The organism is Paraburkholderia monticola (genome assembly GCF_001580545.1).
Classification (GTDB): domain Bacteria; phylum Pseudomonadota; class Gammaproteobacteria; order Burkholderiales; family Burkholderiaceae; genus Paraburkholderia; species Paraburkholderia monticola.
In genome coordinates, this window is the sequence record NZ_LRBG01000001.1 from 19257 (window position 1) to 45383 (window position 26127).

The following is a 26127-nucleotide window of genomic DNA, read 5'->3' on the forward strand; positions in this document are numbered from 1 at the left end:
GTGCCAGCCACTCAACCCGCTTCTTTGCTTTGACTACCACTCTGCAAACGCGCTCTGAGCGCCGCTTCGAGGCCGCTCAACGCGTCGGGTGCGGCGTCCGAGATCGCCCACCAGGTCATGCCCGCCACGTCCCAGTGCGCGATCGAATAGCCGTCGTGAGCGAGCGATGCCGCCGCGCCGTCGATGCCGCGCGCCGCCTCTCCCGCCGTAGCCTGCGGGAACACGTACACGTCGATCACGTGCTTGCCGTAGCGATACACGAGCACCCCAACCCGCTGATGCGCAATGTAGTCGAGCCTGCCACCTTCCAGTGCGAAGCCGCTCGCGGCGAGATCCTCGACCGGCGGCGCGTAGTCGAGCCGACCGTTGAACCACGGCTTGACCGTGTGACGGTCGGTCGAGATCACGTCGATGTCGCGGCCGGAAACCTGTGCGCGGACGTGGCTTTCCACCAGTTCGTCGGCAAACGCCGTGGATTCGGCGGGACGGTGCAGCGTCAGCGTGAGGACCGCCACGGCCGCGCACAACGCGATCACGAGCGCCACGAGACCACCACGCGCGGCCGCGCGATTCGCGCCACCCGCGGCGAGCGGGCCGCCGAAGCCGGCCCAGCCGCCTGCGCCGCTTTGCTGACCGCGCGAATCGCCCGAGCCGCTCGAGCGGCCCGGCTCACCTGATCCGCTGAAGCCCCGGAGCCAGCTGTCCAGCCATGCGGGCCACCGCGCCCCGCGGCGCCCACGCCGAGGTTCGTGCGCCGCCGCGTCCTTGATGTCGACGGCGACGCTCCCGGCAGATTCCTTAGGTGCGTCCTCAGGCGCCGCCGTCGCGGCCGACACCGCGGTTGTTTCTTCGAGCGCGCCGGGCAAGCCCGCCACGATCCGCGCCCGCAACGACTGCGGCGCCCGATGATACGGCGCCGCGCGCAGCGCGCCGCTCAGCGCGCGCAGGTTGTCGCTCGCGCGCCGGCAGTCGTCGCAGCTCTCGATATGCTGCTGGACCCAGCGCGCATCGGGCGCCGGCAGTTCGTGATCGGCATTCGCATCGAGGAGCGGCCGAGCTTCGTTACAGTCCATCCGGCGTCTCCTGGGCGGGGTCGGCGGTAGCGCCGGGAATGTTGAGGGGCCGGCCGTCCGCAAACGCCCGGAGCTGTGTCACTTTTGCCGTGGCGGGCACACCCGCCGACGATGCCGCGCCGCCGTCGCCGGAACTTCGTGCCGACCGGGCGGCGGGCGCGCAGGGCGTAGAGGACGCCGAGGGCCCGGCTGCCGCCGACGGCGCGGGTCGCCCGGACTGCGCACCCAGATCGGACGAGGGCACATCAGTCGGCCCGCGCCGGCGACCCTGCCCGCCTTTGCGCCCGCCGCCCACCGGCTCTCCCCCGCCTCGCTGCTGCGCCATCAATACCTCCGCCAGCTTGCGCCGCCCGCGCGCGAGCCGCGACATCACCGTCCCGATCGGCACGTCGGCCACCACCGCGATCTCCCGATACCCCATTTCCTCGAGCTCGCGCAAGATCAGCACCTCGCGATACTCGACCGGCAACCGCGCGAGCGCCTCGTGCACCTGGCGTGCGTCCTCGTCGCGAATCAGGAGCGTCTGCGGATCGTCACCGCCGGCGCTCCAGCCGTCGAGCGTCGCGTCGTCCATCGTTTCGTCGAATTCGAGCATGTCGTGCGATGGCGCGCGCCGGCGCCATTCCGTGTACCAGGTGCGCCGCACGATCGCGAGCAGCCACGGCCGCGCGGAGTCGCCGCGAAACGTATCGAAGAAGCGGAACGCGCGCATGAACGCTTCCTGCACGACGTCTTCGGCATCGCTCGGGTTGCCGCACAGCCAGCGCGCGAGGTTGTACGCCGCGTCGAGATGCGGCAGCGCCAGCTGCTGGAAGCGGCGGCTTTTCGCTGCATCGGCATCGGCGTTGGCGTCAGCCTTAGGCTCGCCTCGCGCGCGGGCGGCGTCTGAATCGGTCTGGACCACGTGGGCCCCTCCAAGGGCATGGCGGCTGCGTCGTGCGGGTCGCTGTTGCGCGTCCCGCGTGGTGTCGTTCCTGACTTGTCTTTCACAGCAGAACTGGCCATGGGCCAAGTTTATTCCCGCCTCGCGCGAGGATTCGCAAAAATATCGGGACCTGTGCGCACGCCGCTCACCACCTAGTATGACGGCTGATTCCAGTAGTCGTCGCTCGCGTACACCTCTTTCAAATAGTCGATGAAATAGCGCACCCGCGCCGGCACGTAGCGCTGTTGCGGATACACCGCGAGGATGTCGTAATCGGGCAGCGCATACTCGTCGAGCACGGTTTCGAGCTCGCCGCGTGCGAGTTGCTGCTGGATTTCCCATGTAGACCGCCAGCCGAGTCCGAGCCCTTCCGAGACCCACCGGTGCAGCAACTCGCCGTCGTTGCAGTCGAGCGAGCCGCCTACCCGCACCGTCGCGAGCTTGCCGTTGCGGCGGAAATACCAGCCCCGGTTCTGTCCGCCTTGCAGATTGAACGCGAGGCAGTTGTGGGCCGGCAGATCCTCGAGCGTCTTCGGCTTGCCGTGGCGGCGGAAATAGTCGGGCGTGCCGCACACCACACGCCGGTTCGACGCGAGCTTCACCGCGACGAAGTTCGGATCGACCGTGCCGCCGATGCGAATCGACAGGTCATAGCCCTCGCGCACCAGATCGACGACCCGGTCGGTCAGATTGAACGACATCTGCAAGTCGGGTTTGCCGCGCAAAAACGCGGGCGCGAGCGGCGCGACGTGCTTGCGCCCGAACGCGGCCGGCGCCGATACGATGAGATGGCCGTTCACCGCGCGGCGCCCCGCGCTCAGTTCGTTCTCCGCCTGATCCCATTCGGTGAGCAGTCCCCGGCAGCGTTCGAGAAACGCGGCGCCATCTTCGCTGACCACCAGCCGCCGGGTCGTGCGGTACATCAGCTTCACGCCGAGGCGCTTTTCGAGCGCATCGATGCGCCGCCCGAGAATCACCGGCGACACCCCCTCCTCGAGCGCCGCCGCGGCCAGACTGCCCGCATCGGCGACCCGCACGAAGGTTTCGATCTGTTTGAAGCGGTCCATATTGGTCTCCGTCCAGTCTCTTGTCCGGCTGCGTTCGGCCGTGCGCCGGGCTTCGCGCGATTCAATACTTTTTGTTTCGGAATAAGCGACCCGGACTGATCTTATCAAACCTTTGGCGCAGGCATACAGTCTCCCTCAACCGACCTATTTCCCCGACATTGAGGAGACATTCCATGGCCAAAATGAGAGCCGTCGACGCAGCCGTTCTGGTGCTCGAAAAAGAAGGCATCGATACCGCGTTCGGCGTGCCAGGCGCCGCGATCAACCCGTTCTACTCGGCGATGCGCAAGGCCGGCGGTATCAGCCACGTGCTGGCGCGTCACGTCGAGGGCGCCTCGCACATGGCCGAGGGTTATACCCGCGCCCAGCCGGGCAACATCGGCGTGTGCATCGGCACCTCGGGCCCCGCCGGCACCGACATGATCACCGGTTTGTACTCCGCTCAGGCCGACTCGATTCCTATTCTGGCTATCACAGGCCAGGCGCCGCGCGCGCGTCTGTACAAGGAAGACTTCCAGGCCGTCGATATCGAATCGATCGCCAAGCCCGTCACCAAGTGGGCCGTGACCGTGCGCGAACCGGCGCTGGTGCCGCGCGTGTTCCAGCAGGCGTTCCACCTGATGCGCTCGGGCCGTCCGGGCCCGGTGCTGGTCGATCTGCCGATCGACGTGCAGCTCGCCGAAATCGAATTCGATATCGAGACCTACGAGCCGCTGCCGGTCTACAAGCCGAAGGCGACCCGCAAGCAGATCGAGGCGGCGCTCACGCTGCTCAACGATGCCGACAAGCCGTTGATCGTGTCGGGCGGCGGCGTGCTGAACGCCGTGGCCGAAGACCTGCTCGTGAAGTTCGCCGAAACGGTCGGCGTGCCGGTGATCCCGACGCTGATGTCGTGGGGCGCGATTCCCGACGACCATCCGCTGATGGTCGGCATGGTCGGTCTGCAGACCTCGCATCGCTACGGCAACGCGACGATGCTCGCGTCCGACTTCGTACTCGGCATCGGCAATCGCTGGGCCAACCGTCATACCGGCAGCATCGATGTCTATACGAAAGGCCGCAAGTTCGTGCACGTCGATATCGAACCGACGCAGATCGGCCGCGTGTTCGGCCCGGATCTCGGCATCGTGTCCGATGCGAAGGCGGCGCTCGAACTGTTCGTCGAAGTCGCGAGCGAATGGAAGGCCGCCGGCAAGCTGAAGGATCGCAGCGCGTGGGTCGCCGATTGCCAGCAGCGCAAGCGCACGATGCTGCGCAAGACGCACTTCGATAACGTGCCGATGAAGCCGCAACGCGTCTACGAAGAGATGAACCAGGTGTTCGGCCGCGATACCTGCTACGTGAGCACGATCGGTTTGTCGCAGATCGCCGCCGCGCAATTCCTGCACGTGTACAAGGCGCGTAACTGGATCAACTGCGGCCAGGCGGGCCCGCTCGGCTGGACGATTCCGGCGGCGCTCGGCGTGCGGGCGGCCGATCCGCAACGGCCGATCGTCGCGCTCTCGGGCGACTACGACTTCCAGTTCATGATCGAGGAGCTCGCGGCCGGCGCGCAATTCAAGCTGCCGTACGTGCATGTCGTGGTGAACAACTCGTACCTCGGGCTGATCCGTCAGGCGCAGCGCGCGTTCGACATGGACTACTGCGTGCAGCTCGGCTTCGAGAACATCAACTCGCCGGAGACGAACGGCTATGGCGTCGACCACGTCGCGGTCGCCGAAGGTCTCGGCTGCAAGGCGATTCGCGTGCTCAAGCCGGAAGAGCTGAAGCCCGCGCTGCAAAAAGCGCAGTCGATGCTCACCGAGTTCAACGTGCCGGTGATCGTCGAAGTGATTCTCGAACGCGTGACCAATATCTCGATGGGCACCGAAATCGACGCGATCAACGAGTTCGAAGAGCTCGCCGAAAAGCGCGAGGACGCGCCGACCGCGATCAGCCTGCTCGACTGAGCGTTGCGCTTTCGCGGCATCTGAAGCATTCAGCGCGCACGATGCGCGAGGGCCGAGCCTGTGGCGCGCACCCTCGCCTTGTCCCAACCAGCGCGCCATTCCCTGACCGACCTGAGAGACCTACGCACCATGCCGAAATTCGCAGCGAATCTGACGATGCTGTTCAACGAAGTGCCGTTCCTCGACCGTTTCGCGGCAGCGGCCAATGCCGGCTTTCACGCCGTCGAATTCCTGTTCCCGTATCCGTATTCGATCGCTGACTTGAGCGAACGTCTGCAACAAAACCGCCTGAAGCTGGTGCTGCACAACCTGCCGGCCGGCAACTGGGAGGCGGGAGAACGCGGTATCGCGTGTTTGCCCGATCGGGTCGCCGAGTTTCGGGAAGGCGTGGGCCGCGCGATCGAATACGCGAGCGCCTTGAAGGTGCCGCAGCTGAACTGCCTCGTCGGCATTCCGGGCGCGAACGTCGATGCCGACACCGCCCGCGCGACGATCGTCGACAACCTGCGGTTTGCCGCGGGCGAGCTGAAAAAGGCCGGCATCCGGCTGCTCGTCGAACCGTGCAACTCGTACGACATTCCGGGCTTCGCGCTGAACCGATCGCGCGACGGGCTCGACGTGATCCGCGAGGTCGGCTCGGACAATCTATTCCTGCAATACGACATCTATCACATGCAGCGGATGGAGGGCGAGCTCGCCGCAACGATCGAAAAGAACCTCGCGCAGATCGCGCACATCCAGCTCGCGGACAACCCGGGCCGCCACGAACCGGGCACCGGCGAGATCAACTATCCGTATCTGTTCGCGCTGCTCGACTCGCTCGGCTATGACGGCTACGTCGGTTGCGAATACAAGCCGCGCACGACCACCGAGGCCGGCCTCGGCTGGGTGCAAAGCGTCGCCGGTCAGGCGCGCGGCGCGGCGCATGCGGCGGCTTGAGGCTTCCGGGGATTCCTTCGGGTTCCCTAAGGCTCCTTAACGCACGCCCCCTATCACCCTGGAGATTCACACACATGGCAAAGATCGGCTTCATCGGGCTCGGCATCATGGGCGCGCACATGGCGCGCAACCTCATCAAGGGCGGTCACTCGCTGTTCGTGAACGGCGCGTATCCGGTGCCGGACGACATCGCGAAGAGCGCGAGCGTGGTGGCCAGTTCGACCGCGGTCGCGCAGTCGGCCGACATCGTCATCATCATGGTGCCGGACACACCGGACGTCGCCAACGTGCTGTTCGCCGACGACGGCGTCGCCGCCGGCCTCACCAAAGGCAAGCTCGTGATCGACATGAGCTCGATCTCGCCGCTCGACACGCAGGCGTTCGCGAAGAAGATCAACGCGCTCGGCGTCGACTATCTCGATGCGCCGGTGTCCGGCGGCGAAATCGGCGCGCGCGAAGCATCGCTGACGATCATGGTCGGCGGCCCCGAAAAGGCCTTTGCGCTGGCCAAGCCGCTGTTCGATTTGATGGGCAAGAACATCTCGCTGATCGGCGATAACGGCGCGGGTCAGACCTGCAAGGTCGCGAACCAGATCATCGTCGCGCTGAACATCGAAGCGGTCGCGGAAGCGCTGCTGTTCGCGTCGCGCTCGGGCGCCGATCCGGAGCGCGTGCGCCGCGCGTTGATGGGCGGCTTCGCGTCGTCGCGGATTCTCGAAGTGCATGGCGAGCGCATGACGAAGCGCACGTTCAATCCGGGCTTCCGGATCGAGCTGCATCAGAAGGACCTGAATCTCGCGCTCGATGGCGCACGCAAGCTCGGCATCGCACTGCCGCATACGGCGAGCGCGCAGCAGCTGTTCAGCGTATGCGCCGCGAACGGCGGCAAGGCGTGGGATCACTCGGCGATGGTGCGCGCGCTCGAGATCATGGCGAATCATGAAGTCGCGCAGACGCCGGATAGCGAGGCAGCGAAGGCGGCCTGACGTCTTCGTCTTTGATTCAGCTCACCGTTGATTGCGCCGCTTGCCGCTTCGGCATCGGCGAGGTCACGGTGAGCGCAGGTGGGGCGCCCGTTCGTCGCCTGGCAACTCCGGTTGCTGGCGCGGTGCAACGGGCAAATCGCGCCGCTCTGGGCTGAGAGCGGCAAGTGGGATCCGCAGCGGCACCCGGCGGCGCCGGGGAAGCCTTGGTCGGTCAGACGTCGTCGTCGGGTGTCCGGCTGTCGGATTCGTCAGTCAATACGTATCGAACATCTTCTGCAGCGCTGCCGGCGCCGTATGGCCCGCCGCCAGTGCCAGCATCAACAGCACACGCGCCTTGTACGGATTCAGCGTACCCGCGCTGACGAAGCCGAGCGCGTCGTCGGCGGCTGCGCCGTTGTGCATCACATGCCCCGAACCCACGCGCGACGAGCGCACCACCGCCACCCCGCGCGACGCGGCGTCGGCCAGCGCCTGCTGCAACGACTGGTGGATCGAGCCGTTGCCCGTCCCCGCCACGACGATGCCGCGCACGCCCGCGGCGACCAGCGCATCGATAGCGATTCGCGACACGCCCGCATAGCTCGTGACGATTTCCACCTGCGGCCACGCCGCATCGATCGCGAATTCGCTCGCGACCGTATGCGCGCGCACCACGCCGCGCTGGAATTCGACGCGGCCATCCTGCACCCAGCCTAGCGCACCGATCTCCGGCGACTGGAACGCATCGACCGCATAGGTACTCGTCTTTACGACGTCGCGCGCGCTATGAATGCGGTTGTTGAACGCGACCAGCACGCCCTGCCCGCGTGACGCCCCATGTGCGGCCACCGTCACCGCGTTCAGCAGATTCAACGGGCCATCGGCCGACAGCGCCGACGCCGGGCGCATCGCCGCGGTCAGCACGACCGGTTTTTCCGACTTGACGGTCAGATGCAGCAGATAAGCGGTTTCTTCGAGCGTGTCGGTGCCGTGCGTGACGACCACGCCGTCGACGTCGTCGCTCGCGAGCAGCGCGTTGATGCGCTGGGTGAGCGCGGTCCATAGCGGCAGCGCCATGTCCTTGCTGTCGATGCTGGCGATCTGCTCCGGCGCGATGCGCGCAACCGTGGACAGCGCCGGCACCGCCGCCAGCAACTGATCGACGCCGACGACACCTGCCTGGTAGCCGGACGTGTTGGCGGCATCGGGGGCCGCGCCAGCGATCGTGCCGCCGGTCGCGAGCACGGCGATGCGCGGCAGCGACGACGTCGCGGGAGGAGTCGGGAGAGAGGAAGTCGAGATATTCATGGCGGCGATTGTAAGCGATGCGCCAGGCGCCGCCATGCGTGAAAGCGCGGGGAACGCGAACGAAAATTCACGCCGCGCCCGCGCCAATCTGATGCGAAGGCGTGAGGCTTAAGCCGCCTCGCGCAACTGCGCCGCGATGTCCGCCTCATTCAGCTGCGGCGCGAACATTTCGATCAGCCGGTACGCGTACGCGCGCAGGAACGCCCCCTTGCGCAAGCCGACGCGCGTCGTGCTCGCCTCGAACAGATGCTGCGTATCGAGCGCGACGAGTTCGGTGTCGCGCTTCGGGTCATAGGCCATCGCCGCCACCACGCCGATGCCCATGCCGAGCTCGACGTAGGTCTTGATCACGTCGGCATCGATCGCGGTCAGCACGACGTCGGGCAACGCGCCTGCTTTCGCGAACGCCTGGTCGATATGCGAGCGGCCCGTGAAATCCTGGTCGTAGGTGACGATCGGGAATTCGGCAATCTCGTCGAGCGTCAGATTTTCCCGGCCGACGAGCGGATGATCCTTCGGCACGACCACGACGTGATGCCACGAATAGCACGGGAACGTGACGATGTCCGGGAAACGGTCGAGCGCTTCGGTCGAAATGCCGATATCCGCCTCGCCGTTGATGATCATCTGCGCGATCTGCTGCGGGCTGCCCTGGCGCAGCGCCAGATGCACTTTCGGGAACACCGACGTGAACTGCCGGACCACTTTCGGCAGCGCGTAGCGTGCCTGCGTGTGAGTGGTCGCGACGACGAGGTGGCCGCTGTCCTGATCGGCGTACTGACGCGCGACGCGGCGCAGATTCTCCGCATCGAGCAACATGCGCTCGATCAACTGATGCACCGCCTTGCCCGGCTCGGTGAGCCCCGTCAGACGCTTGCCGCGGCGAACAAAAATGTCGACCCCGAGTTCGTCCTCGAGATCCTTGATCTGCTTCGATACGCCCGACTGCGACGTGTAAAGCACGTTCGCGACTTCGGTCAGATTCATGTTCTGCCGCACGGCCTCGCGCACGAAGCGCAATTGCTGGAAATTCATCGTTGTGTCTCCGGTTCTGCCAGAGTTGAGTTATTGGAGCCGCCCGGTGAAACCACCAGAACTGGCCGATACGTTTCTCTCTTGTCTTCAGCGCTGTACACCAGCGCCGCCATCTCACTGCGCCGGAAACACGCGCAACGCGCGCGGCACCGCGGTCACGCCGTCGCCGACAGTTAGTTGCAACTCGCGCCACGTTTCGCGATCGAGTTCGGCTTCGAGCAGATTGCCCTCGCGCCCCGCGAGCTCGACGCGCACCGAGCCGCCGAGCGTCACCACGCGCCGCACATCGACGACGATGCCCTCGCGATGCCCGGCCGCCTGCGGATACAACTGCAGATCGTGCGGCCTCACGTAAGCGAACGCCGGGCCGTTGAAGCCCGCGCTGATCGCGACCGGCAGCGCGGCGCCATCGACGACGAAACCTTGCGCATCGACGTTGCCGTGCAGACGGTTGGCCGCGCCGAGAAACTCGTAGACGAACGGCGTCTGCGGATGGTCGTACACCTCCTGCGGACTCCCCACCTGCTCGACATGCCCGCGATTGAGCACGACGATCCGGTCGGCCACTTCGAGCGCTTCTTCCTGATCGTGCGTGACGAAGATCGTCGAGATATGCAGATCGTCGTGCAGACGCCGCAGCCAGCTGCGCAGTTCCTTGCGCACCTTGGCGTCGAGCGCACCGAACGGCTCGTCGAGCAGCAGCACCTTCGGCTCGACCGCCAGCGCGCGGGCGAGCGCGATGCGCTGGCGCTGACCGCCGGACAGCTCCGACGGATAGCGCTGCGCGAGCCAGTCGAGCTGCACGAGCTTCAGCAGTTCGTGCACCTTCTCGCGAATCACCTTCTCCGAGGGACGTTCCTTGCGCGGCTTCACGCGCAGCCCGAACGCGACGTTCTCGAACACCGTCATATGACGGAACAGCGCGTAATGCTGGAACACGAAGCCCACTTCGCGCTCGCGCGCGCCGACCGTCGCGACGTCCAGGCCTTGCAGCTCGACCTGGCCGCCGTCCGCGTATTCGAGGCCCGCGATCACGCGCAGCAAGGTCGTCTTGCCGCAACCCGACGGCCCGAGCAGCGCGACGAGTTCGCCCGGCGGAAAGTCGAGCGACACGTTGTCGAGCGCGACGAAATCGCCGAAGCGCTTTTGCAGGTTACGAACGGTGATACCCATTTACAGCTCTCCTTGCTTGAGCGGATGTCGCTGCGACGCAGGCGTGGCGTTGACGAAAATCGAACGGGAAGCGGACTGCGCGCTGCCGGGCTGTGAAGCGCCACTCGGCACCGGTCCCGCATGCGCGGGCACCTCGCGCGCCGCCGACAGTTCCGCCGACATATGGCGCTCGGCCAGCAGCTTGAGCCCCAACGTCACGAGCGCGAGCAGCGCGAGCAGCGACGCCACCGCGAACGCGGCCGAGAAGTTGTACTCGTTGTAGAGAATTTCGACGTGCAGCGGCATCGTGTCGGTCTGCCCGCGAATATGGCCCGATACGACCGACACCGCGCCGAACTCGCCCATCGCGCGCGCATTGCACAGAATCACGCCGTACAGCAAACCCCATTTGACGTTCGGCAGCGTGACGCGGCGAAACGTCTGCCAGCCCGAGGCGCCGAGCACGTGCGCGGCTTCTTCCTCGTCGTTACCCTGCGCCTGCATCAGCGGAATCAGCTCGCGCGCGACGAACGGGAACGTGACGAAGATCGTCGCGAGCACGATGCCCGGCACCGCGAAGATGATCTGCACGTCGTGATCCTGAAGCCACGGGCCGAACCAGCCCTGAGCGCCGAACATCAGCACGTAGATCAGACCGGAGATCACCGGCGACACCGAGAACGGCAAATCGATCAACGTGGTCAGCAGCGCCTTGCCGCGAAACTCGAACTTCGCGATACACCACGACGCCGCGAGGCCGAACCCGAGGTTCAGCGGCACCGCGATCGCCGCGGTGATCAGCGTGAGCTTGATCGCGGACAGCGCATCGGGATCGGCGAGCGCTTCGAAGTAGAACCGCAGCCCCTTGTTCAGCGCCTGATAGAACACCGCGGCGAGCGGCACGACCAGAAACAGCGCGAGAAACAGCAGCGCGAGGCCGATCAGCAGCCAACGCACGACAGGCGGCTCGCTGACCGGATCGGGGCGACGGGCGACGCTCGCCGGATTCGTCGGAACGCGGCTCATTGCACACCTCCACCGATCGCGGCGACGCTGGTGGTGCCATTCAGGACCACCGGCGCCGGCCCTGCGCTGCCGCGGCTCGTGCGCCGCTGCAGAAACCACTGCAGCGTGTTGATCAACAGCAGCATCAGGAACGACACGACCAGCATCACGACCGCGAGCGCGGTCGCGCCCGCATAGTCGTATTGCTCGAGCTTCGTGATGATCAGCAGCGACGTGATCTCCGACTTCATCGGCACATTGCCGGCGATGAAGATCACCGAGCCGTACTCACCGAGCGCGCGCGCGAAGGCGAGCGCGAAGCCGGTCAGGAGCGCCGGAAACACGGCCGGCAACACGACGCGGCGAAACGTGAGCCAGCGCGAGGCGCCGAGGCATGCGGCGGCCTCCTCCTGTTCGCGTTCGAACTCCTCGAGCACCGGCTGCACCGTGCGCACGACGAACGGCAAGCCGATGAACGTCAGCGCGACCAGCACACCGGCCGGCGTGAACGCGATCTTGATACCGAGCGGCGCGAGGAACTGGCCGATCCAGCCGTTGCTCGCATACACGGCCGCGAGCGAAATGCCGGCCACCGAGGTGGGCAGCGCGAACGGCAGATCAACGACCGCATCGACGATGCGCTTGAACGGAAACGTGTAGCGCACCAGCACCCACGCGACGAGAAAGCCGAACACCGCGTTGATCAGCGCGCCGCCGAGCGCCGAGAAAAACGTCAGCCGATACGACGCGAGCACGCGCGGCGAGCTGACCGCGCGCACGAACTGGTCCCAGTCGAGCGTGGCGGTTTTCAGAAAGGTCGCCGCCAACGGAATCAGCACCACGAGGCTCAGATAAGCCACCGTGATGCCGAGTGTCAGGCCAAAACCGGGCAATGCGCTCGGTTTGCGGAAGGTCAACGTGGTCATGCTGGGAACTCTGTTTTCATGTTCATGCCTGCTTGCTTGCGCGACTTGCCGGGCGATCCGGTTAGCCGGAAGCGCGCCTCGAAGTTCTCCAAGGCGCGCCCTAACTGCCCTACTGCGGCTGATAAATCGAATCGAACACGCCGCCGTCCGCGAAATGGGTCTTCTGCGCGTTGGCCCAGCCGCCGAACGAATCGTCGATCGTGTACAGCTTCAGCTTCGGAAACTTCGCGGTCAGATCGGCCGGCACCTTGTTCGAACGCGGACGATAGAAATTGCGCGCGGCGATCTCCTGGCCCTCCTCGCTATACAGGAAGTTCAGGTAAGCCTCGGCGAGCTTGCGCGTGCCGTGTTTGTCGACGACCTTGTCGACCACCGCGACCGGCGGCTCGGCGAGAATGCTCACCGACGGCACGACGATCTCGAACTTGTCCGGACCAAACTCCTTCAGCGACAGGAACGCCTCGTTTTCCCACGCGATCAGCACGTCGCCGATGCCGCGCTGCACGAAGCTCGTGGTCGCGCCGCGCGCGCCCGAGTCGAGCACGCCGGCGTTCTTGTACAGCTTGCCGACGAACGCCTTGGCGGTCTGCGCATTGCCGCCCGGCTGATGCTCGGCGTACGCCCACGCGGCCAGATAGTTCCAGCGCGCGCCGCCCGAGGTCTTTGGATTCGGCGTCACGATCGACACGCCCGGCTTCACCAGATCGTCCCAATCCTTGATGTGCTTCGGATTGCCCTTGCGCACCAGAAACACGATCGTCGAGGTGTATGGCGACGCGTTGTCCGGCAGACGCTTCTGCCAGTTCTTGTCGACGATGCCCTTGTTCGCGAGCGCGTCGATGTCATAAGCCAACGCCAGCGTGACGACGTCGGCCTGCAGGCCGTCGAGCACCGAGCGCGCCTGCGCACCCGAGCCGCCGTGCGACTGTTTGAAGGTGACGGTCTCGCCGCTCTTCGCTTTCCATTCCTTGCCGAATGCCTGATTGATGTCCTGATACAACTCGCGCGTCGGATCGTAGGACACGTTCAGAAGCGTGGTGTCGGCATGCGCGACGCCGCTCGCACCCAGCATGCCGAGCGCCCCCACCGCGCCGACGGCGAGCGCCGCGATCAGTTTTCTGCCTCGAACCGCAAGCCCCGTGTGCCGATGTTTCATCTCGATTTTTCTCCGCGTGATGTCCGCTGATGAGCGTCTGGTGTTGTTCTGCGTTGCGGTCACGTGCACATGAGCGCTAACCCGGAGGCCAGTCTATCGAAGGGCTTTCATCATTAAAAATAATGTTTCTTCATTTTTTAATACTCAAAAGTGGTAACGACAGAGGCGAGCGCTGCTCGAGCGGCAAAAGTGATGTTATGTGGCCGATCAGCGACGCCGCAGCGCCCCCTCGCGACGAACTTAAAGTAAAGCTTGAAATGCGCCGAATACTGTATAAAAATACAGTCACCTGTTCATACATACAGTGGCCATGACAAAACTCACCGCACGACAGCAGCAGGTTTTCGATCTGATCCGCCGCGCGATCGAACGCACCGGATTTCCGCCCACGCGCGCGGAAATCGCGGCCGAACTCGGCTTCAGCTCGGCCAATTCCGCGGAAGAGCATCTGCGCGCGCTGGCGCGCAAGGGCGTGATCGAACTCGCGGCTGGCGCGTCGCGCGGCATCCGCCTGCTGTCCGGGGAGGATGCGCCGCACCAGTTCACGCTGCCGCATGCGGGCCTGATGCAGCTGTCGCTGCCGCTGATCGGCAGGGTCGCGGCGGGCAGCCCGATCCTCGCCCAGGAACATATCTCGCAGCACTACGCGTGCGACCCGGCGTTGTTCTCGAGCAAGCCCGACTACCTGTTGAAAGTGCGGGGCCTGTCGATGCGCGACGCGGGCATTCTCGACGGCGACCTGCTCGCGGTGCAGAAGCGCAGCGAAGCGAAGGATGGCCAGATCATCATTGCGCGGCTCGGCGACGACGTGACGGTCAAGCGTTTGAAACGCCGGCCGAACGGCATCGAGCTGATCGCCGAAAACCCCGACTACGACAACATCTTCGTTGAAACCGGCAGCGCGGATTTCGCGCTCGAAGGGATCGCGGTCGGACTGATTCGCCCCAGCGAGTTCTGATCCTTCGCTGTCGCCGGAACGCTCGCGCCGGTTTGTTCAAACCAAGCCGCATCTACGCCGTATAGCCTGGAGAGACTCATGGAACGCCTTGCCCGCCTGCTACCTTTTCGCCAGTTCGGTCGTCTGCGTCATCTGCGCAAGCTCACGCCCTGCGCGCTGATCGAGGCGCCCGCGGCGCGCACGCCGTCGCTGTTCGACGCGCCCGTCGAAGCGTCCGGTCTGCCGTCGTCGTTGCCGGCGTTCGCGCGCGTGTCGCTGAATTCGGCGCTGAACATCGCCGAGCCAGCGCGTCGCGCACCGGTGCGGGTCTATCATGGGCCGTCGCGATTGATCATGGTCGGCACGGTCGACGCCGTATGCCGTATGATCGACCGTTGCATAGCCGAAGAAGCCAACGTGCACGGCGCGGTGTTCGAAGCGTGAGTGAGTTCTGAGCACGCATCCAAGGCGCATTTCGGATGTTCAGATACTCGCGAGTAATGGGATCGTTTCGGCCTCGCCGTGGTCGACAGTAGATCATCACTGACGTGGAGTCCCATTCGATGACAGTTCCGAAACGCATACAAGGCAGCGCCACCCGGCCGCTGCTGATCACACTGATCGTAGTGATCGTGATTGCCGCGCTGGGGTTTGTTTATGCGTCGCCGTATCTCGCGGTGAACAATCTCAAACGCGCGGCCGATGCCCGAGACGTACAAACCGTCAATTCGTACGTGGACTTTCCGGCGCTACGCGACAGCCTGAAGCAGCAGGTCGGCGCCATGCTGACACGCCGGCTCGAAGCGGACGCCGGCAACAAGATGGCCACGATCGGCGCGGTGATCGGCGTGACGCTGATCGGCCCGCTCGTCGATGCCTATGCGACACCCGACGGCGTCGCGGCGCTCCTGAACGGCATGCCGCCGCGCGGCACGCCGGGCGAGCAACCGTCGGCGCCGCCAGCCGCGGGCGGCGAAGCGCCGGCCGCACCGGCCGCGGGCGAAGCCGCCAACCAGGCCAGTGCGACACCGCCCGCGCGTGAAAGCACGGCCGGCTATCGCAGTCTCAACGAATTTGTCATTACGTACCGGCGTGGCGAAGGCAACGCGAATTACTCGGCGATCTTCCGTCGCGAAGGTCTGGTTACGTGGAAGCTCGCGGCGATCAACCTGAACGAGTGAGGTTGAAGCCTGGCTGGAAGCGATGTCTGACGGGATGCGTGGCTGGCCATCGAGGCCAGCCACGTGACAGGTTTGTTCACATCTGGATCACCTTGCGGGACACACGGTTTCGCGTCCCGCCCTGGCGTATTACGCCGCAGCCGCTTGCTGTTGCTCTTGCGCGGACGAGCACGCCACCAGAATGCTGCACGACACCCGGTCGAGCAGCGGCGTGTTGCCCGCCCCCATCCACCAGCGCGACAAACCGGTTCGGCAGCGATGGCCGACCACCACGAGATCGACCTGCAACTCGTTGGCAAGATTGGCGATCTCGTCGATCGGGTGACCGAATGCGAAATGCCCTTGGGCGTTCACACCGCGCTCGGTCAGCCAGTTCACGCCCTCCTGCAGAATCTCGCGGGCCGTTTTTTCGAAGCTGCCGCAGGCCACGTCGGTCAATAGGCCCGCGCTTTGCGCAATGCTCGAACGCATGTCGACGACCGACAGCAGATGCGTTTCCGCCTTCAGGTCCAACGCCAGATCGGCACCGCAACGCAGGGCTTTGCGGCCTTCGCGCGAGCCGTCGTAGCACAACAGGATTTTCTGGTAGCTCGCCATCAGTTTTCTCCGTTCGCGCGGAAAGCGCGGTCTGAATCAATCATGGTGCGCCGCAATTCAGCTTGCAAGGGATGGAAAACGCTAAGTGCATAGTCGGTGCATGTCGATCCAGTCTGCACAGGCGTTGGGCGCCTCGAAGCAGCGTTTGCATGCGGATGCCGCAACGCAAAATCTCGTGGCCGCCCGCTGTATCGGCGCTGCGCGGGCCGTTTGGCGCGCCAGTCGCGGCACCGCCAATCAGCGCCGCGTGCCGGCACGACCCAGCGCATGCATACCGCGTTCCCGAACACCCGATCGAACCGGCAACCGATACTCCGACATAGCCAGCTTTGCGGCCGCGCGTGCGCAATACGCGCGTCGCAGGTATGTTGTGTCTTGCGCGTACCTTGTGTCTTCTTTTCGGAGCCTTGCTCGACCCATGCCCGCCGCCCCCATCGAATTTCATCAGGTCAGGAAAAACTACGGCGATAAAACAGTCGTCGATGGATTGTCGTTTCATGTGAACGCCGGCGAATGCTTCGGCCTGCTCGGCCCCAACGGCGCCGGCAAGACCACGACCTTGCGCATGCTGCTCGGCATCGCGGCGCCCGACGCCGGCGCGATCCGCCTATGCGGCGAGTCGATCCCGGGCCGCGCGCGCATCGCGCGCTCGCGCGTCGGCGTGGTGCCGCAGTTCGACAACCTCGATCCCGATTTCACGGTGCGTGAAAATCTGCTCGTGTTCGGCCGCTACTTCGGCCTCTCCGCCGCGCAGTGTCGCGCGGCGGTGCCCGACCTGCTCGAATTCGCACGCCTCGAGAACAAGGCGGACGCCCGCGTCAGCGAACTGTCGGGCGGCATGAAGCGACGCCTCACGCTCGCGCGTGCGCTGATCAACGATCCCGACGTGCTGATCATGGACGAGCCGACCACCGGCCTCGATCCGCAAGCGCGCCATCTGATCTGGGAGCGCTTGCGCTCGCTGCTCGTGCGCGGCAAGACCATCCTGTTGACCACGCACTTCATGGAGGAAGCCGAACGGCTTTGTCATCGGTTGTGCGTGATCGAGGAAGGACGCAAGATCGCCGAAGGGGCGCCGCGCGAGCTGATCGAATCCGAGATCGGCTGCGACGTGATCGAAATCTACGGCCCCGATCCGTTTGCGTTGCGCGACGAACTCGCGCCCCTCGCCGAGCGCACCGAGATCAGCGGCGAGACGCTGTTCTGCTATGTGACCGATGCGCAACCCGTGCATGCGCGGCTCAAGCAGCGGGCCGATCTGCGCTATCTGCATCGGCCGGCGAATCTCGAGGATGTGTTCTTGCGACTCACCGGACGCGAGATGCAGGACTGACTACGCAACGAGAAACCTCATGGACGCACGCACTTACGAGACTCACGACGACACGCCATCGGCACAGGAGCCGTTCGGCGCCTTCCCCGCCAATGCCAGCAACTGGATCGCGGTATGGCGGCGCAACTATCTGGTGTGGAAGAAGCTCGCGATCGCGTCGATGTTCGGCAACCTCGCGGATCCGATGATCTACCTGTTCGGTCTCGGCCTCGGGCTTGGCTTGATGGTTGGGCACGTCGACGGTGTGTCGTATATCTCGTTCCTCGCGGCGGGTACGGTGGCATCGAGCGTGATGATGTCGGCGAGCTTCGAGTCGATGTATTCGGGCTTCTCGCGCATGCACGTGCAGCGCACATGGGAAGCGATCATGCACACGCCGCTCACGCTCGGCGACATCGTGCTCGGCGAGGTGGTGTGGGCCGCGAGCAAATCGGTGTTGTCAGGTGCGGCGATCATGCTGGTGGCCGGCGTGCTCGGCTATGCGAGTTTTCCGTCGATGCTGCTCGCGCTGCCGATCGTCGTACTAGCCGGTCTCGCGTTCGCGAGCCTCGCGATGATCGTGACGGCGCTCGCGCCGTCGTACGACTTCTTCATGTTCTATCAGACGCTCGTGCTCACGCCGATGCTGCTGCTCTCCGGCGTGTTCTTTCCGACTTCGCAACTGCCGGCCGCCGCGCAAGCCGTAGCCGGCGCGCTGCCGCTCGCCAACGCGGTCGATCTGATGCGCCCGGCGATGCTCGCCCGACCGATCGAGCATGCCGCGCTGCACGTGAGCGTGCTGGCCGCTTATGCGATCGGCGGCTTCATCGTGTCGGCGATCCTGTTTCGGCGCCGCATGATGAAGTGAGCCCGACGCGCGGGCGCATCGAGTCTGCACCCGCGTTAGTCGTCGCTATCCGTGCCTGCTATCGGCGCGGGCGCTCAATCCTCGTCATCGGTCCACGGAATATCGACGTCGGAGATGAACGCGACCGTCGCGAACGGGCCGCCCTCGTGACGCCCGATCTTGCCATCGGCGCGCTGCCACTCGACCCGGAACACGGTGGCGGGATCGTCCGCGATCAACCGCACCGTGCGCAATTCGTCGGGATCGGCGTCCTCGACCGGACCGTCCAGCGAGACCAGCAGCGCCTGCGGCCACAGGCCGTCGGCGGGGTCATAGATCTTGTCGCCATCGTGAATCAGGGTGAAAGCTTCCACGCCGATGGTCGCCGACGCATCGACGATCATCTTGGCAAGCGCCCGCAACAAGGCGGTCGCTCTCGCCGAGTTCGCCTGACGGATCGCGAGATCACCGCGCGTGAGCGCCTGCTCGAGTTTCGGATTGGTTTTCTGTTGCGCCATGGATGTGTTGGTCCTATCGCTCTGTCCTTGTGGGCAACGCGCCATCGGGACGGCGCGTCGCGTTTCTTCTTGGGTCCAGATATTGCCGCTTGTGTGCGTTGCAACATCGCGGGCTACGCGGCATGTCCGCGGCTCGACTGTCATTGTTGTGCCGCTTTCCTGATCGTTGCGCGCACCATCAGGGTCGTTTCGACAGGGCTGCCCTTGCCCGTCCACCACAGTTTAGGTCGTGATTCGGATCGCGGGAGAACATTTGCCGCTTAGTGCGTGGCATGTGTCGCATTTCATGCATCGGTTCGCGGTCGGCCCGGCGTACGCTTGCCGCGACTTCGCGCCGCCTTCGACCCGAGCGCCGCGGCCGGTTTCGCGCCGACGATCCGCGCGATCAAATGATTGCGAAACGCATACACCGACGGCGGCAGCTCACGCCCGGCCATCGTCTGCACCTGGATGCTGCGCTGGCGCATCTGCGGATCGGTCAACGGAACGATGACGAAGCCGTCCTCGGCATAGCGGTCGCGCACCGACAGCAGCCCCGTGAACATGATCGCGCCGGATTTCTGCGCGTAGCGATAGATCGCGCCGCTGTGGTTGCAGATCAGGTCCGGCTCGAGTGGGATGCCTTCGAGCGCGCAGGTGATGTCGATCAATTGACGAATCGTCGTGCCTGCCTCCGACAGCACGACCGGATAGCGGCTCACCTCGGCGAGCGACAGCTTCGCGCGCGCCGCCAGCGGATGATCGGCCCGCAGCAGCGCGAACACCGGCGCGCGTTCGGTGTGCTCGACCTTGACGCCCTTCTCCGGCGCGAGGCTGAACGACAGCGCGATATCGACGTCGCCGTCGCGCACCTGGCGGGTCGCATCGGCCGGCGACATCACGGTCAGCGTGAAATCGATGCCGGGGTGCTCGCCACGGAAATCCGCGATCGCGGACGGCAGGAAGTCGACCGCGAAGCCCTCGGTGGTCGCGATCTTGATCCGGCTGCCGTGCAAGCTCGCGAGACCGCCGATCTCCTTCATCACGTGTTCGGCTTCGAGCAGGCTGCGTTGCGCATACGCGAGCAGCCGCTCGCCGGCCTCGGACAGCGTCATGCCGCGCGGACGCCGCTCGAACAGCGTGACGCCGAGCTCGCTTTCGAGCCGCGCGATCTGTCGGCTGATCGCCGATACCGCGACGTGCAGCCGTTCGGACGCGTCGCTCAGCGAGCCGCTGCGCGCGACCTCGACGAAATAACGCAACGCGATGCCATGCAGTGAACGTGCCATCCGGGACACCGTGAGTTGGCCGTGAGTTGGCCGTGAGTTGGAGTTGCGGCTCGAGCCGTGCCGCGACGCTTTGCCTTTCCGGCAACGCAAGCTTCGAAACATGATCATTGTGACAAAAATGACGCGCTTCTAGAATCGGTCGCAACGACATCACCCATCCCCGCATTGGAGACATCGACATGAGCCGCAACCAGGCTATCGAGCTTGCCACCCGGCACTTCGAATCCGGCGCTTTTCTCGCCGACCTGAACCGCCGCGTCGGGATTCGCACCGAAAGCCAGGAGAGCGATCGCGGCGCGCTGCTGCTGGCCTATCTGAACGACGAAATCAAGCCTGAAGCGCAACGCCTCGGCTTTGAGACGCGCATCGTCGACAACCCCGTCGAAGGCTTCGGAGCGTTCCTGATCGCGAACCGTCACGAAGGCGATCATCTGCCGACGGTGCTGATCTACGGCCACGGCGACGTCGTGCGCGGCTACGACAGCCAGTGGCGCGCGCCGTTGACGCCGTGGGCGGTGACCGTCGAAGGCGAGCGCTGGTTCGGCCGCGGCACCGCCGACAACAAGGGCCAGCACTCGATCAACCTGGCCGCGCTCGCGAGCGTGCTCGCCGCGCGCGACGGCAAGCTCGGCTTCAATACGAAGCTGCTGATCGAAATGGGCGAGGAAACCGGCTCGCCGGGCCTCGACGCGATTTGCCACGCGCATCGCGACGAACTCGCCGCCGACGTGCTGATCGCCTCCGACGGTCCGCGCCTCGCCGCGCGTCGCCCCACCGTGTTTCTCGGCTCGCGCGGCGCGGTCAATTTCAGGCTGTCGCTGAACCTGCGCGACGGCGCGCATCACTCCGGCAACTGGGGCGGCCTGCTGCGCAATCCGGCGACGGTGCTGGCCAACGCGCTCGCGAGTCTGGTCGATGCGCGCGGCGTGATTGCGGTCGAGGGCCTGCGTCCGCCGCCGATTCCCGAGGCGGTGCGCCGCGCGCTGGCCGACATCACGGTGGGCGGCGGCCCGGGTGACCCGACGGTCGACGACAACTGGGGCGAGCCGGGCCTTTCCGCGCCCGAGCGCGTATTCGGCTGGAACAGCTTCGAGGTGCTTGCCTTCAAGGCGGGCAATCCAGAGAACCCGGTCAACGCGATTCCGCCGTCGGCGTTTGCGGTCTGCCAGCTGCGTTTCGTGGTCGGCACCGATTGGGAAAACCTCGGCAAGCATCTGCGCGCGCATCTCGATGCGCACGGTTTTCAGCTGGTCGAGCTCGACGTCGAACGCGGCGCGCCCGCCACGCGCCTGGACCCGGACGATCCTTGGGTCACGTGGGCGATCGCGTCGCTGGAAAAAACCACCGGCAAGCCGACCGCGGTGCTACCGAATCTCGGCGGCACACTGCCCAACGAGGTATTCGCCGACACGCTCGGTCTGCCGACGATCTGGGTGCCGCACTCGTATCCGGCCTGCTCGCAGCATGCGCCGAACGAGCACCTGCTCGCGCCGGTGGTGCGCGAGGGCCTGCAGATGATGGCTGGGCTGTTCTGGGATCTCGGCGAGAATTCGCCGCATACGGAAAAGCGCGACGCGGACGCGGCAAAGGCCGCGGGTTGAATTCCGCTCACGCTGGTTGATTCGATCCGCTTGCCGCAGTTGCCCCGTCGATCGAGCGGGACGGCCACGGCAAGCGTATCGCGATTACCTCGACATCAAGGCGCCGGATTCGGCTGCAGTTCGTGCAGCCGATCGATTTCCGCGAGCACTTCCGCCGACAGCTTCACGTCCGCGCTGGCGATGTTCTCCTTCAGTTGCTCGAGCGAAGTCGCGCCGATCAGATTGCTGGTCACGAATGGCCGGCTATTGACGAACGCGAGCGCGAATTGCGCGGGCGACAGGCCGTGCCGCTTCGCGAGCTCGACGTAACGCGTGGTCGCCTGCACCGCTTGCGGCTTGCTGTAGCGCGCGAAGCGCTCGAACAGCGTGATGCGCGCGCCGGCGGGACGCGCGCCGCCTTCGTACTTGCCCGACAGCCAGCCGAACGCGAGCGGCGAATACGCGAGCAGACCGATGTTGTCGCGATGCGCGTACTCCGACAGACCCGCTTCGTACGTGCGATTCAACAGACTGTACGGATTCTGGATGCTGACGATGCGCGGCAAGCCGAGCTTTTCGGCCGCGCGCAGAAACTGCGCGACGCCCCACGGCGTTTCGTTCGACACGCCGATATGCCGTACTTTGCCGGCCTTCACGAATTCGGCGAGCACCGTGAGCGTTTCCTCGATCGGCACCGTGTAGGCGTCGTCGACCCACGGATACGCCGGGCGGCCGAACGTCATCGTGCTGCGATCCGGCCAGTGCAGCTGATACAGATCGACGTAGTCCGTTTGCAGACGCTTGAGGCTGTCGTTGAGCGCCTCGGTCAGATTCTTTCGATCGAACTGGTTGCCCTCGCCGCGAATATGACGCGGATTGTGCGGCTGACGCGCGGGGCCCGCGATCTTGGTGGCGAGTACGATCTTCTCGCGCGCGCTCTTGTGCTGCGCGAGCCACGTGCCGATATAGCGCTCCGTCGAGCCTTGCGTTTCAGCGCGCGGCGGCACCGGATACATTTCGGCGGTGTCGATCAGGTTCACGCCGTGATCGAGCGCGTAGTCAATCTGCGCATGCGCTTCCTGTTCGGTGTTCTGCTCGCCCCACGTCATGGTGCCGAGACCAATCAGGCTGACCTGCACGTCGGAGTCGCCGAGTCTGCGGTATTCCATCTAACTTGTCCTGTTGAAGAGGTGATCGGAAAGCGCAGACGTTACCACGCCGGCGCAATACCTGCAGCAAGGCTAGAATGCGGGGCCCATGCGTTGCATCGCGCTCCGGATGCGCGCTTCATCACGACTTCGTTGCCATGAATCACGAACACCTCGAATTGCTGGTCACGCGCGTGATGCCCTACGGAAAATATAAAGGTCGCGTGATTGCCGACCTGCCCGGCCATTATCTAAACTGGTTCGCGAGCCAGGGCTTTCCGCCCGGCGAGATCGGCCGTCTGCTCGCGTTGATGCAAGAGATCGATCACAACGGCTTGAAACCGCTGCTCGAACCGCTGCGCAAATCGTTGCCCAAAGAGCGTTGAGACCGTCGCTCCGCAAGCCGCACGAAGTCTTGCCAAGCCGGCTGAAAGTCGCGCCGCAGGCAAGCTGCAAGCAATGTTAGAGCCGTAAAAAATTCATACAGGTTTTTTCTTGCGCATCGCGTCGGCGTGGCCTTTAATCGGCATAAATCGTCGCGTTGTGAAACGTCGATACGTGAAGCGCTTCAGTCGTTGTTCGTTCAAGCGCTTCGATGCGTTCCGGCGCCGTGCGATCCCTCGCCCTGCTGATCGCCTGTCTGTCCATGTCCCAATTCAACCTGTCCGCGCTGCTCGAATTTATCGGCCACGATCTGTCGCCGGTGCGCGCGGTCATCCTGTTCTTCGTGATCGGCTACGTCGTGGTCGGATTGCCTGTGCACTTCCGCCAGGGTGCGGCCTCCCGCGATGTCTGGGGCACGGCCGCCGGCGTGACGATGGCCGCCCTCTACGCGGCGTTCATCGCCGGCGTGTATCCGTGGCTGCATCACGTGTCGGGGCTCGCGCGTTGAGCGTCGGCCGCCGCCAGTTCTGGTCCGAGACCCTCCCATAGCGGTTCGAGCAATTCCCGACGCGGCTGCCAACGCCGCATCGAGGTTCGGTACAGCGGCCGGCGCACCTGTGCCGAGCTCGCGGTGCTGATACGCCGTGTCGTCTCATGAAACGCGAGACAGCGTGGGTCCCATTCGAGTCCGCAATGCGCGAGCATGCGACGCACGTTCGCTTCGAAATCCTCGACCAGCTCCTCGTACTCGATCTCGATCATCACGCCCGCGGGCAGTACGCGCCGCCAGTGCGCCATCAACGCATCGTAGGCGCGGTAATAGCGGCCCAGCTCGCCGAGGTCGTAGCCGAACGGCACGTCGTGAAAAATGCGCGAGAAAATCGACAGACAAGTCTGCAGCGGCGAACGACGGCTATGGATGATGCGCGCGTTCGGCAGCGCGAGATGAATCAGGCCGACATTGATGAAGTTGAACGGATACTTGTCGGTAAAACGCGCGACCGGTCCTTCGGATTCTTCCAACACGCGCTCCATCCGCCGCAGATAGTCCGCGCCGAGCGCATTCCACTGCGACGCGCCCGCTTCCTGCAGCGTCTCGATGTCGATCCGCAACGGATCACCCGGATCACGGCGAAGGCAATGGACCAGCGCCTCGCCGAATTCGGTGCGCTCGCCCATGCCCGACACGCGAGGATGACTCGCGAGAATCTGCTCGATGAGGGTCGAGCCGGACCGCGGCATACCTACGATGAAAATCGGCGCCGCCGACGGATCGCCGAGACCGCGCACCGCCGCGAGTGCATCCGCGTCGAACAGCTGCGCCAGACGCGCGAACAGTCCTGACGATTCCGCCTCGTTGTAGCGCAAGCCCTCGCGATACAGCGCGTTGCCTTTGAGCAGATGATCGAACGAAGCATCGTCGCGACTCACGCCGGACAGCGCCGCGGCATAGGCGAAGTGCAACTCGGCCTGATCGGCGCGCTCGAGCGAGGCGGCGTCGCCGGCAAGTTGCTCCAGTTGCACGAAGACCGGATCGTCGGCGGCGAGGCGCTTGGTCTGCACGAAGTTGCGGTAGTAGAGCGGCACGCGCGGCGCGCCGTCGATCGCGCGCCGGTACGCTTCATGCGCTTCGTCGAAACGGCCGAGCGCCTGCAGACAGTTGCCCATGTTGTTGCTCGAGCCATCGGCGCGCGGATTCAATCGCACGGCTTCGCGATAGGCGTCGACGGCAGCTTCGAGCCGATGCAATTGCTCGAGGGTCCAGCCGAGTCCGTGATGCAAATCGGCGTTGTGCGGATCGCACGAGATCGCCTCGCGATAACGGACCTCCGCTTCGGCATAACGGCTCAGCACGGCAAGCGTCGCGGCGAGGCGCTCGTGATGGATTGCAGCGGCCGGCTCGAGCGCGCACGCGGATTCGAAACAGCGCAGCGCGGCTTCGATATCGCCGCGCGCGACACAGGCGTCGCCTTCGGCGCGCCATTGCGGGGCGGTGTCCGGATGCGGATCGGGATTCATTGACGGCGGTGGATCGCTGGTGAGGGCTGGAGAAAAACTGTCGCGACGGCGAACGGCGGAAACGCGAATCAGCGTGCAGGCAGGCACAGCGCTTGCCGCTCAAAAGCGAATCGTCCGACGGAACTTAGCAGCCGTGCCCTTCAGTAGCGTTTCGGATCGTTAACGAAGTGTTACCGCAACGCCGTTCGGTAATACGCGGGAAGATTGATGGAAGGATTGGCCGTCCCGGCAATGGTTCGCCTGGTTAATGCCCGGAGCTCACGTCACCGCGCAGCTGCGGTAACGCCCGGACACAAATGCCCCTGAACTCCATGGCGAGCGGTCTTTCTGATGTTTATGTGAAGGAGGCAATCGTGAACAGGCTCATTGCTTCGATGGCGCTGCTGGCGGCCGCGGCAGCGAGCTTTACAGGATGCGTCGTCGCGCCGCCCGCGGGATACGGCTACCCGTATGAGCAGCCCTACTATCCGTACGCGTATGGACCGCCTTACTACGGGCCGGTGTACGGCTCGGTCGGCATCTACGGCGGCTTTGGCGGGGCGTGCTGCTATTACGGACATGGCTACTGGCATGGCCGCGGTGGATGGCATGGCGGCGGCTGGCACGGCGGGGACGGTGGGCACGGCGGATGGCACGGCGGTGGAGACGGTGGCATGCACGGCGGCGGGAGCGCGTGGAACAGTGGTGGCGGGATGGGGGGACATGGGCACGGGCATTGATGTGTCTACGCACCGATGATGGAGGCGAGCGACCGGAAAGGTGCAGGAGCCGCAGGACGGGCGTGAGCGCGTGTCGCACCCTGAGAGTGCGGGTTGGTCATGAAGACAGCATCTAAC

The 26127-nt window shown here is 65.0% G+C and carries 26 protein-coding genes; 12 read left to right on the top strand and 14 right to left on the bottom strand.

Annotation, left to right across the window (positions count from 1 at the left end):
- Nucleotides 1–11: 11 nt before the first annotated feature.
- The 3 genes from CI15_RS00105 to CI15_RS00115 all read right to left on the bottom strand — a co-directional run bounded on the left by CI15_RS00105 (nucleotide 12) and on the right by CI15_RS00115 (nucleotide 3065).
- Nucleotides 12–1073, bottom strand: coding sequence for an anti-sigma factor family protein (locus tag CI15_RS00105; RefSeq protein ID WP_062122908.1), 1062 nt, complete (start codon nucleotides 1071–1073; stop codon nucleotides 12–14).
- A complete protein-coding gene (locus CI15_RS00110) occupies nucleotides 1063–1977 on the bottom strand; it encodes an RNA polymerase sigma factor (RefSeq protein ID WP_062122911.1) in 915 nt (304 codons plus the stop codon). The genes CI15_RS00105 and CI15_RS00110 overlap by 11 nt, the downstream gene beginning before the upstream one ends.
- 173 nt (nucleotides 1978–2150) lie before the next feature.
- On the bottom strand, nucleotides 2151–3065 hold the full coding sequence (locus tag CI15_RS00115; RefSeq protein ID WP_062122914.1) for a LysR family transcriptional regulator: 915 nt from the start codon (nucleotides 3063–3065) through the stop codon (nucleotides 2151–2153).
- 173 nt (nucleotides 3066–3238) lie between these two features.
- Between CI15_RS00115 and gcl the strand changes: the two genes are divergently transcribed.
- The 3 genes from gcl to CI15_RS00130 all read left to right on the top strand — a co-directional run bounded on the left by gcl (nucleotide 3239) and on the right by CI15_RS00130 (nucleotide 6939).
- Entirely contained in the window at nucleotides 3239–5014 is a 1776-nt protein-coding gene (gene gcl / locus CI15_RS00120; protein ID WP_062122917.1) for a glyoxylate carboligase, read from the top strand.
- A gap of 129 nt (nucleotides 5015–5143) precedes the next feature.
- Entirely contained in the window at nucleotides 5144–5953 is an 810-nt protein-coding gene (otnI, locus tag CI15_RS00125; protein WP_062122920.1) for a 2-oxo-tetronate isomerase, read from the top strand.
- Nucleotides 5954–6027: 74 nt separating this feature from the next.
- Nucleotides 6028–6939, top strand: a complete 912-nt coding sequence (locus CI15_RS00130; protein ID WP_062122923.1) for a 2-hydroxy-3-oxopropionate reductase — start codon at nucleotides 6028–6030, stop codon at nucleotides 6937–6939.
- A gap of 252 nt (nucleotides 6940–7191) precedes the next feature.
- On the opposite strand, the gene CI15_RS00135 is transcribed toward CI15_RS00130, so the two are convergent.
- The 6 genes from CI15_RS00135 to CI15_RS00160 form a co-directional block, all read right to left on the bottom strand.
- Nucleotides 7192–8226 carry an asparaginase gene (locus tag CI15_RS00135; RefSeq protein WP_062122926.1) on the bottom strand — a complete coding sequence of 345 codons (1035 nt, stop codon included), beginning with the start codon at nucleotides 8224–8226 and terminating at the stop codon, nucleotides 7192–7194.
- Nucleotides 8227–8334: 108 nt separating this feature from the next.
- On the bottom strand, nucleotides 8335–9261 hold the full coding sequence (locus CI15_RS00140) for a CysB family HTH-type transcriptional regulator (RefSeq protein WP_062122929.1): 927 nt from the start codon (nucleotides 9259–9261) through the stop codon (nucleotides 8335–8337).
- 114 nt (nucleotides 9262–9375) lie between these two features.
- Nucleotides 9376–10434, bottom strand: a complete 1059-nt coding sequence (locus CI15_RS00145; RefSeq protein ID WP_062122932.1) for a sulfate/molybdate ABC transporter ATP-binding protein — start codon at nucleotides 10432–10434, stop codon at nucleotides 9376–9378.
- Nucleotides 10435–11439: a sulfate ABC transporter permease subunit CysW gene (cysW, locus tag CI15_RS00150; RefSeq protein ID WP_062122935.1), complete on the bottom strand. Its 1005-nt coding sequence runs from the start codon at nucleotides 11437–11439 to the stop codon at nucleotides 10435–10437. It abuts the gene before it with no gap.
- Nucleotides 11436–12344 carry a sulfate ABC transporter permease subunit CysT gene (cysT, locus tag CI15_RS00155; RefSeq protein WP_062122937.1) on the bottom strand — a complete coding sequence of 303 codons (909 nt, stop codon included), beginning with the start codon at nucleotides 12342–12344 and terminating at the stop codon, nucleotides 11436–11438. Before cysT ends, cysW begins: the two co-directional genes overlap by 4 nt.
- Nucleotides 12345–12453: 109 nt before the next feature.
- Nucleotides 12454–13500, bottom strand: a complete 1047-nt coding sequence (locus CI15_RS00160; RefSeq protein ID WP_062122940.1) for a sulfate ABC transporter substrate-binding protein — start codon at nucleotides 13498–13500, stop codon at nucleotides 12454–12456.
- 310 nt (nucleotides 13501–13810) lie between these two features.
- On the opposite strand from CI15_RS00160, the gene lexA reads away from it, so the two are divergent.
- The 3 genes from lexA (at nucleotide 13811) to CI15_RS00175 (ending at nucleotide 15618) form a co-directional block, all read left to right on the top strand.
- On the top strand, nucleotides 13811–14458 hold the full coding sequence (gene lexA / locus CI15_RS00165) for a transcriptional repressor LexA (protein WP_062122942.1): 648 nt from the start codon (nucleotides 13811–13813) through the stop codon (nucleotides 14456–14458).
- A 78-nt stretch (nucleotides 14459–14536) separates the two neighbouring features.
- Complete coding sequence (locus tag CI15_RS00170; RefSeq protein WP_062122944.1) at nucleotides 14537–14881, top strand: hypothetical protein; 345 nt, start codon at nucleotides 14537–14539, stop codon at nucleotides 14879–14881.
- A gap of 119 nt (nucleotides 14882–15000) precedes the next feature.
- Entirely contained in the window at nucleotides 15001–15618 is a 618-nt protein-coding gene (locus CI15_RS00175) for a DUF2939 domain-containing protein (RefSeq protein WP_062122947.1), read from the top strand.
- Nucleotides 15619–15747: 129 nt separating this feature from the next.
- Here CI15_RS00175 and CI15_RS00180 read toward each other — a convergent pair whose 3' ends face one another.
- Nucleotides 15748–16215: a universal stress protein gene (locus CI15_RS00180; RefSeq protein WP_062122949.1), complete on the bottom strand. Its 468-nt coding sequence runs from the start codon at nucleotides 16213–16215 to the stop codon at nucleotides 15748–15750.
- Between the two features lie 418 nt (nucleotides 16216–16633).
- On the opposite strand from CI15_RS00180, the gene nodI reads away from it, so the two are divergent.
- Together nodI and CI15_RS00190 are read left to right on the top strand one after the other, a co-directional pair.
- Nucleotides 16634–17548 (top strand): nodulation factor ABC transporter ATP-binding protein NodI, encoded by a 915-nt coding sequence (nodI, locus tag CI15_RS00185; protein WP_062122951.1) that lies wholly within the window; start codon nucleotides 16634–16636, stop codon nucleotides 17546–17548.
- A gap of 19 nt (nucleotides 17549–17567) precedes the next feature.
- A complete protein-coding gene (locus tag CI15_RS00190) occupies nucleotides 17568–18395 on the top strand; it encodes an ABC transporter permease (RefSeq protein ID WP_062122954.1) in 828 nt (275 codons plus the stop codon).
- Between the two features lie 74 nt (nucleotides 18396–18469).
- Here CI15_RS00190 and CI15_RS00195 read toward each other — a convergent pair whose 3' ends face one another.
- Nucleotides 18470–18892: a hypothetical protein gene (locus tag CI15_RS00195; protein WP_062122956.1), complete on the bottom strand. Its 423-nt coding sequence runs from the start codon at nucleotides 18890–18892 to the stop codon at nucleotides 18470–18472.
- A 284-nt stretch (nucleotides 18893–19176) separates the two neighbouring features.
- The gene (locus CI15_RS00200; RefSeq protein WP_062122958.1) at nucleotides 19177–20160 is read right to left on the bottom strand and encodes a LysR family transcriptional regulator; all 984 of its coding nucleotides are present in this window, start codon (nucleotides 20158–20160) and stop codon (nucleotides 19177–19179) included.
- Nucleotides 20161–20339: 179 nt separating this feature from the next.
- Here CI15_RS00200 and CI15_RS00205 point away from each other — a divergent pair, with 179 nt between their 5' ends.
- Nucleotides 20340–21761 carry a M20 family metallopeptidase gene (locus CI15_RS00205; RefSeq protein WP_062122960.1) on the top strand — a complete coding sequence of 474 codons (1422 nt, stop codon included), beginning with the start codon at nucleotides 20340–20342 and terminating at the stop codon, nucleotides 21759–21761.
- A gap of 95 nt (nucleotides 21762–21856) precedes the next feature.
- Here the strand turns inward: CI15_RS00205 and CI15_RS00210 are convergent, their stop codons facing one another.
- Nucleotides 21857–22909 carry an NADP(H)-dependent aldo-keto reductase gene (locus CI15_RS00210; RefSeq protein WP_062122962.1) on the bottom strand — a complete coding sequence of 351 codons (1053 nt, stop codon included), beginning with the start codon at nucleotides 22907–22909 and terminating at the stop codon, nucleotides 21857–21859.
- Nucleotides 22910–23046: 137 nt separating this feature from the next.
- On the opposite strand from CI15_RS00210, the gene CI15_RS00215 reads away from it, so the two are divergent.
- Together CI15_RS00215 and CI15_RS00220 are read left to right on the top strand one after the other, a co-directional pair.
- Nucleotides 23047–23274 carry a DUF3820 family protein gene (locus CI15_RS00215; RefSeq protein WP_062122965.1) on the top strand — a complete coding sequence of 76 codons (228 nt, stop codon included), beginning with the start codon at nucleotides 23047–23049 and terminating at the stop codon, nucleotides 23272–23274.
- Between the two features lie 260 nt (nucleotides 23275–23534).
- Nucleotides 23535–23780 carry a hypothetical protein gene (locus CI15_RS00220; RefSeq protein ID WP_062122967.1) on the top strand — a complete coding sequence of 82 codons (246 nt, stop codon included), beginning with the start codon at nucleotides 23535–23537 and terminating at the stop codon, nucleotides 23778–23780.
- On the opposite strand, the gene CI15_RS00225 is transcribed toward CI15_RS00220, so the two are convergent.
- Entirely contained in the window at nucleotides 23756–25291 is a 1536-nt protein-coding gene (locus CI15_RS00225) for a tetratricopeptide repeat-containing sulfotransferase family protein (RefSeq protein ID WP_062122969.1), read from the bottom strand. The two genes, CI15_RS00220 and CI15_RS00225, sit on opposite strands and share 25 nt — an antisense overlap.
- Nucleotides 25292–25644: 353 nt before the next feature.
- Between CI15_RS00225 and CI15_RS35080 the strand changes: the two genes are divergently transcribed.
- Nucleotides 25645–26010: a hypothetical protein gene (locus tag CI15_RS35080; protein WP_075643643.1), complete on the top strand. Its 366-nt coding sequence runs from the start codon at nucleotides 25645–25647 to the stop codon at nucleotides 26008–26010.
- Nucleotides 26011–26127: the final 117 nt, after the last annotated feature.

Bases quoted from the DNA above. Each gene is read 5' to 3' on its own strand.
- lexA (WP_062122942.1), top strand. From the start codon at position 13,811: ATGACAAAACTCACCGCACGACAGCAGCAGGTTTTCGATCTGATCCGC.
- CI15_RS00225 (WP_062122969.1), bottom strand. From the start codon at position 25,291: ATGAATCCCGATCCGCATCCGGACACCGCCCCGCAATGGCGCGCCGAA.
- CI15_RS00140 (WP_062122929.1), bottom strand. From the start codon at position 9,261: ATGAATTTCCAGCAATTGCGCTTCGTGCGCGAGGCCGTGCGGCAGAAC.
- CI15_RS00170 (WP_062122944.1), top strand. From the start codon at position 14,537: ATGGAACGCCTTGCCCGCCTGCTACCTTTTCGCCAGTTCGGTCGTCTG.
- CI15_RS00195 (WP_062122956.1), bottom strand. From the start codon at position 18,892: ATGGCGCAACAGAAAACCAATCCGAAACTCGAGCAGGCGCTCACGCGC.
- CI15_RS00130 (WP_062122923.1), top strand. From the start codon at position 6,028: ATGGCAAAGATCGGCTTCATCGGGCTCGGCATCATGGGCGCGCACATG.
- CI15_RS00105 (WP_062122908.1), bottom strand. From the start codon at position 1,073: ATGGACTGTAACGAAGCTCGGCCGCTCCTCGATGCGAATGCCGATCAC.
- CI15_RS00135 (WP_062122926.1), bottom strand. From the start codon at position 8,226: ATGAATATCTCGACTTCCTCTCTCCCGACTCCTCCCGCGACGTCGTCG.
- cysT (WP_062122937.1), bottom strand. From the start codon at position 12,344: ATGACCACGTTGACCTTCCGCAAACCGAGCGCATTGCCCGGTTTTGGC.
- CI15_RS00190 (WP_062122954.1), top strand. From the start codon at position 17,568: ATGGACGCACGCACTTACGAGACTCACGACGACACGCCATCGGCACAG.
- otnI (WP_062122920.1), top strand. From the start codon at position 5,144: ATGCCGAAATTCGCAGCGAATCTGACGATGCTGTTCAACGAAGTGCCG.
- nodI (WP_062122951.1), top strand. From the start codon at position 16,634: ATGCCCGCCGCCCCCATCGAATTTCATCAGGTCAGGAAAAACTACGGC.
- CI15_RS00160 (WP_062122940.1), bottom strand. From the start codon at position 13,500: ATGAAACATCGGCACACGGGGCTTGCGGTTCGAGGCAGAAAACTGATC.
- CI15_RS00215 (WP_062122965.1), top strand. From the start codon at position 23,047: ATGAATCACGAACACCTCGAATTGCTGGTCACGCGCGTGATGCCCTAC.
- CI15_RS00205 (WP_062122960.1), top strand. From the start codon at position 20,340: ATGAGCCGCAACCAGGCTATCGAGCTTGCCACCCGGCACTTCGAATCC.
- CI15_RS00200 (WP_062122958.1), bottom strand. From the start codon at position 20,160: ATGGCACGTTCACTGCATGGCATCGCGTTGCGTTATTTCGTCGAGGTC.
- cysW (WP_062122935.1), bottom strand. From the start codon at position 11,439: ATGAGCCGCGTTCCGACGAATCCGGCGAGCGTCGCCCGTCGCCCCGAT.
- CI15_RS00145 (WP_062122932.1), bottom strand. From the start codon at position 10,434: ATGGGTATCACCGTTCGTAACCTGCAAAAGCGCTTCGGCGATTTCGTC.
- gcl (WP_062122917.1), top strand. From the start codon at position 3,239: ATGGCCAAAATGAGAGCCGTCGACGCAGCCGTTCTGGTGCTCGAAAAA.
- CI15_RS00210 (WP_062122962.1), bottom strand. From the start codon at position 22,909: ATGGAATACCGCAGACTCGGCGACTCCGACGTGCAGGTCAGCCTGATT.
- CI15_RS00115 (WP_062122914.1), bottom strand. From the start codon at position 3,065: ATGGACCGCTTCAAACAGATCGAAACCTTCGTGCGGGTCGCCGATGCG.
- CI15_RS00175 (WP_062122947.1), top strand. From the start codon at position 15,001: ATGACAGTTCCGAAACGCATACAAGGCAGCGCCACCCGGCCGCTGCTG.
- CI15_RS00220 (WP_062122967.1), top strand. From the start codon at position 23,535: ATGTCCCAATTCAACCTGTCCGCGCTGCTCGAATTTATCGGCCACGAT.
- CI15_RS00180 (WP_062122949.1), bottom strand. From the start codon at position 16,215: ATGGCGAGCTACCAGAAAATCCTGTTGTGCTACGACGGCTCGCGCGAA.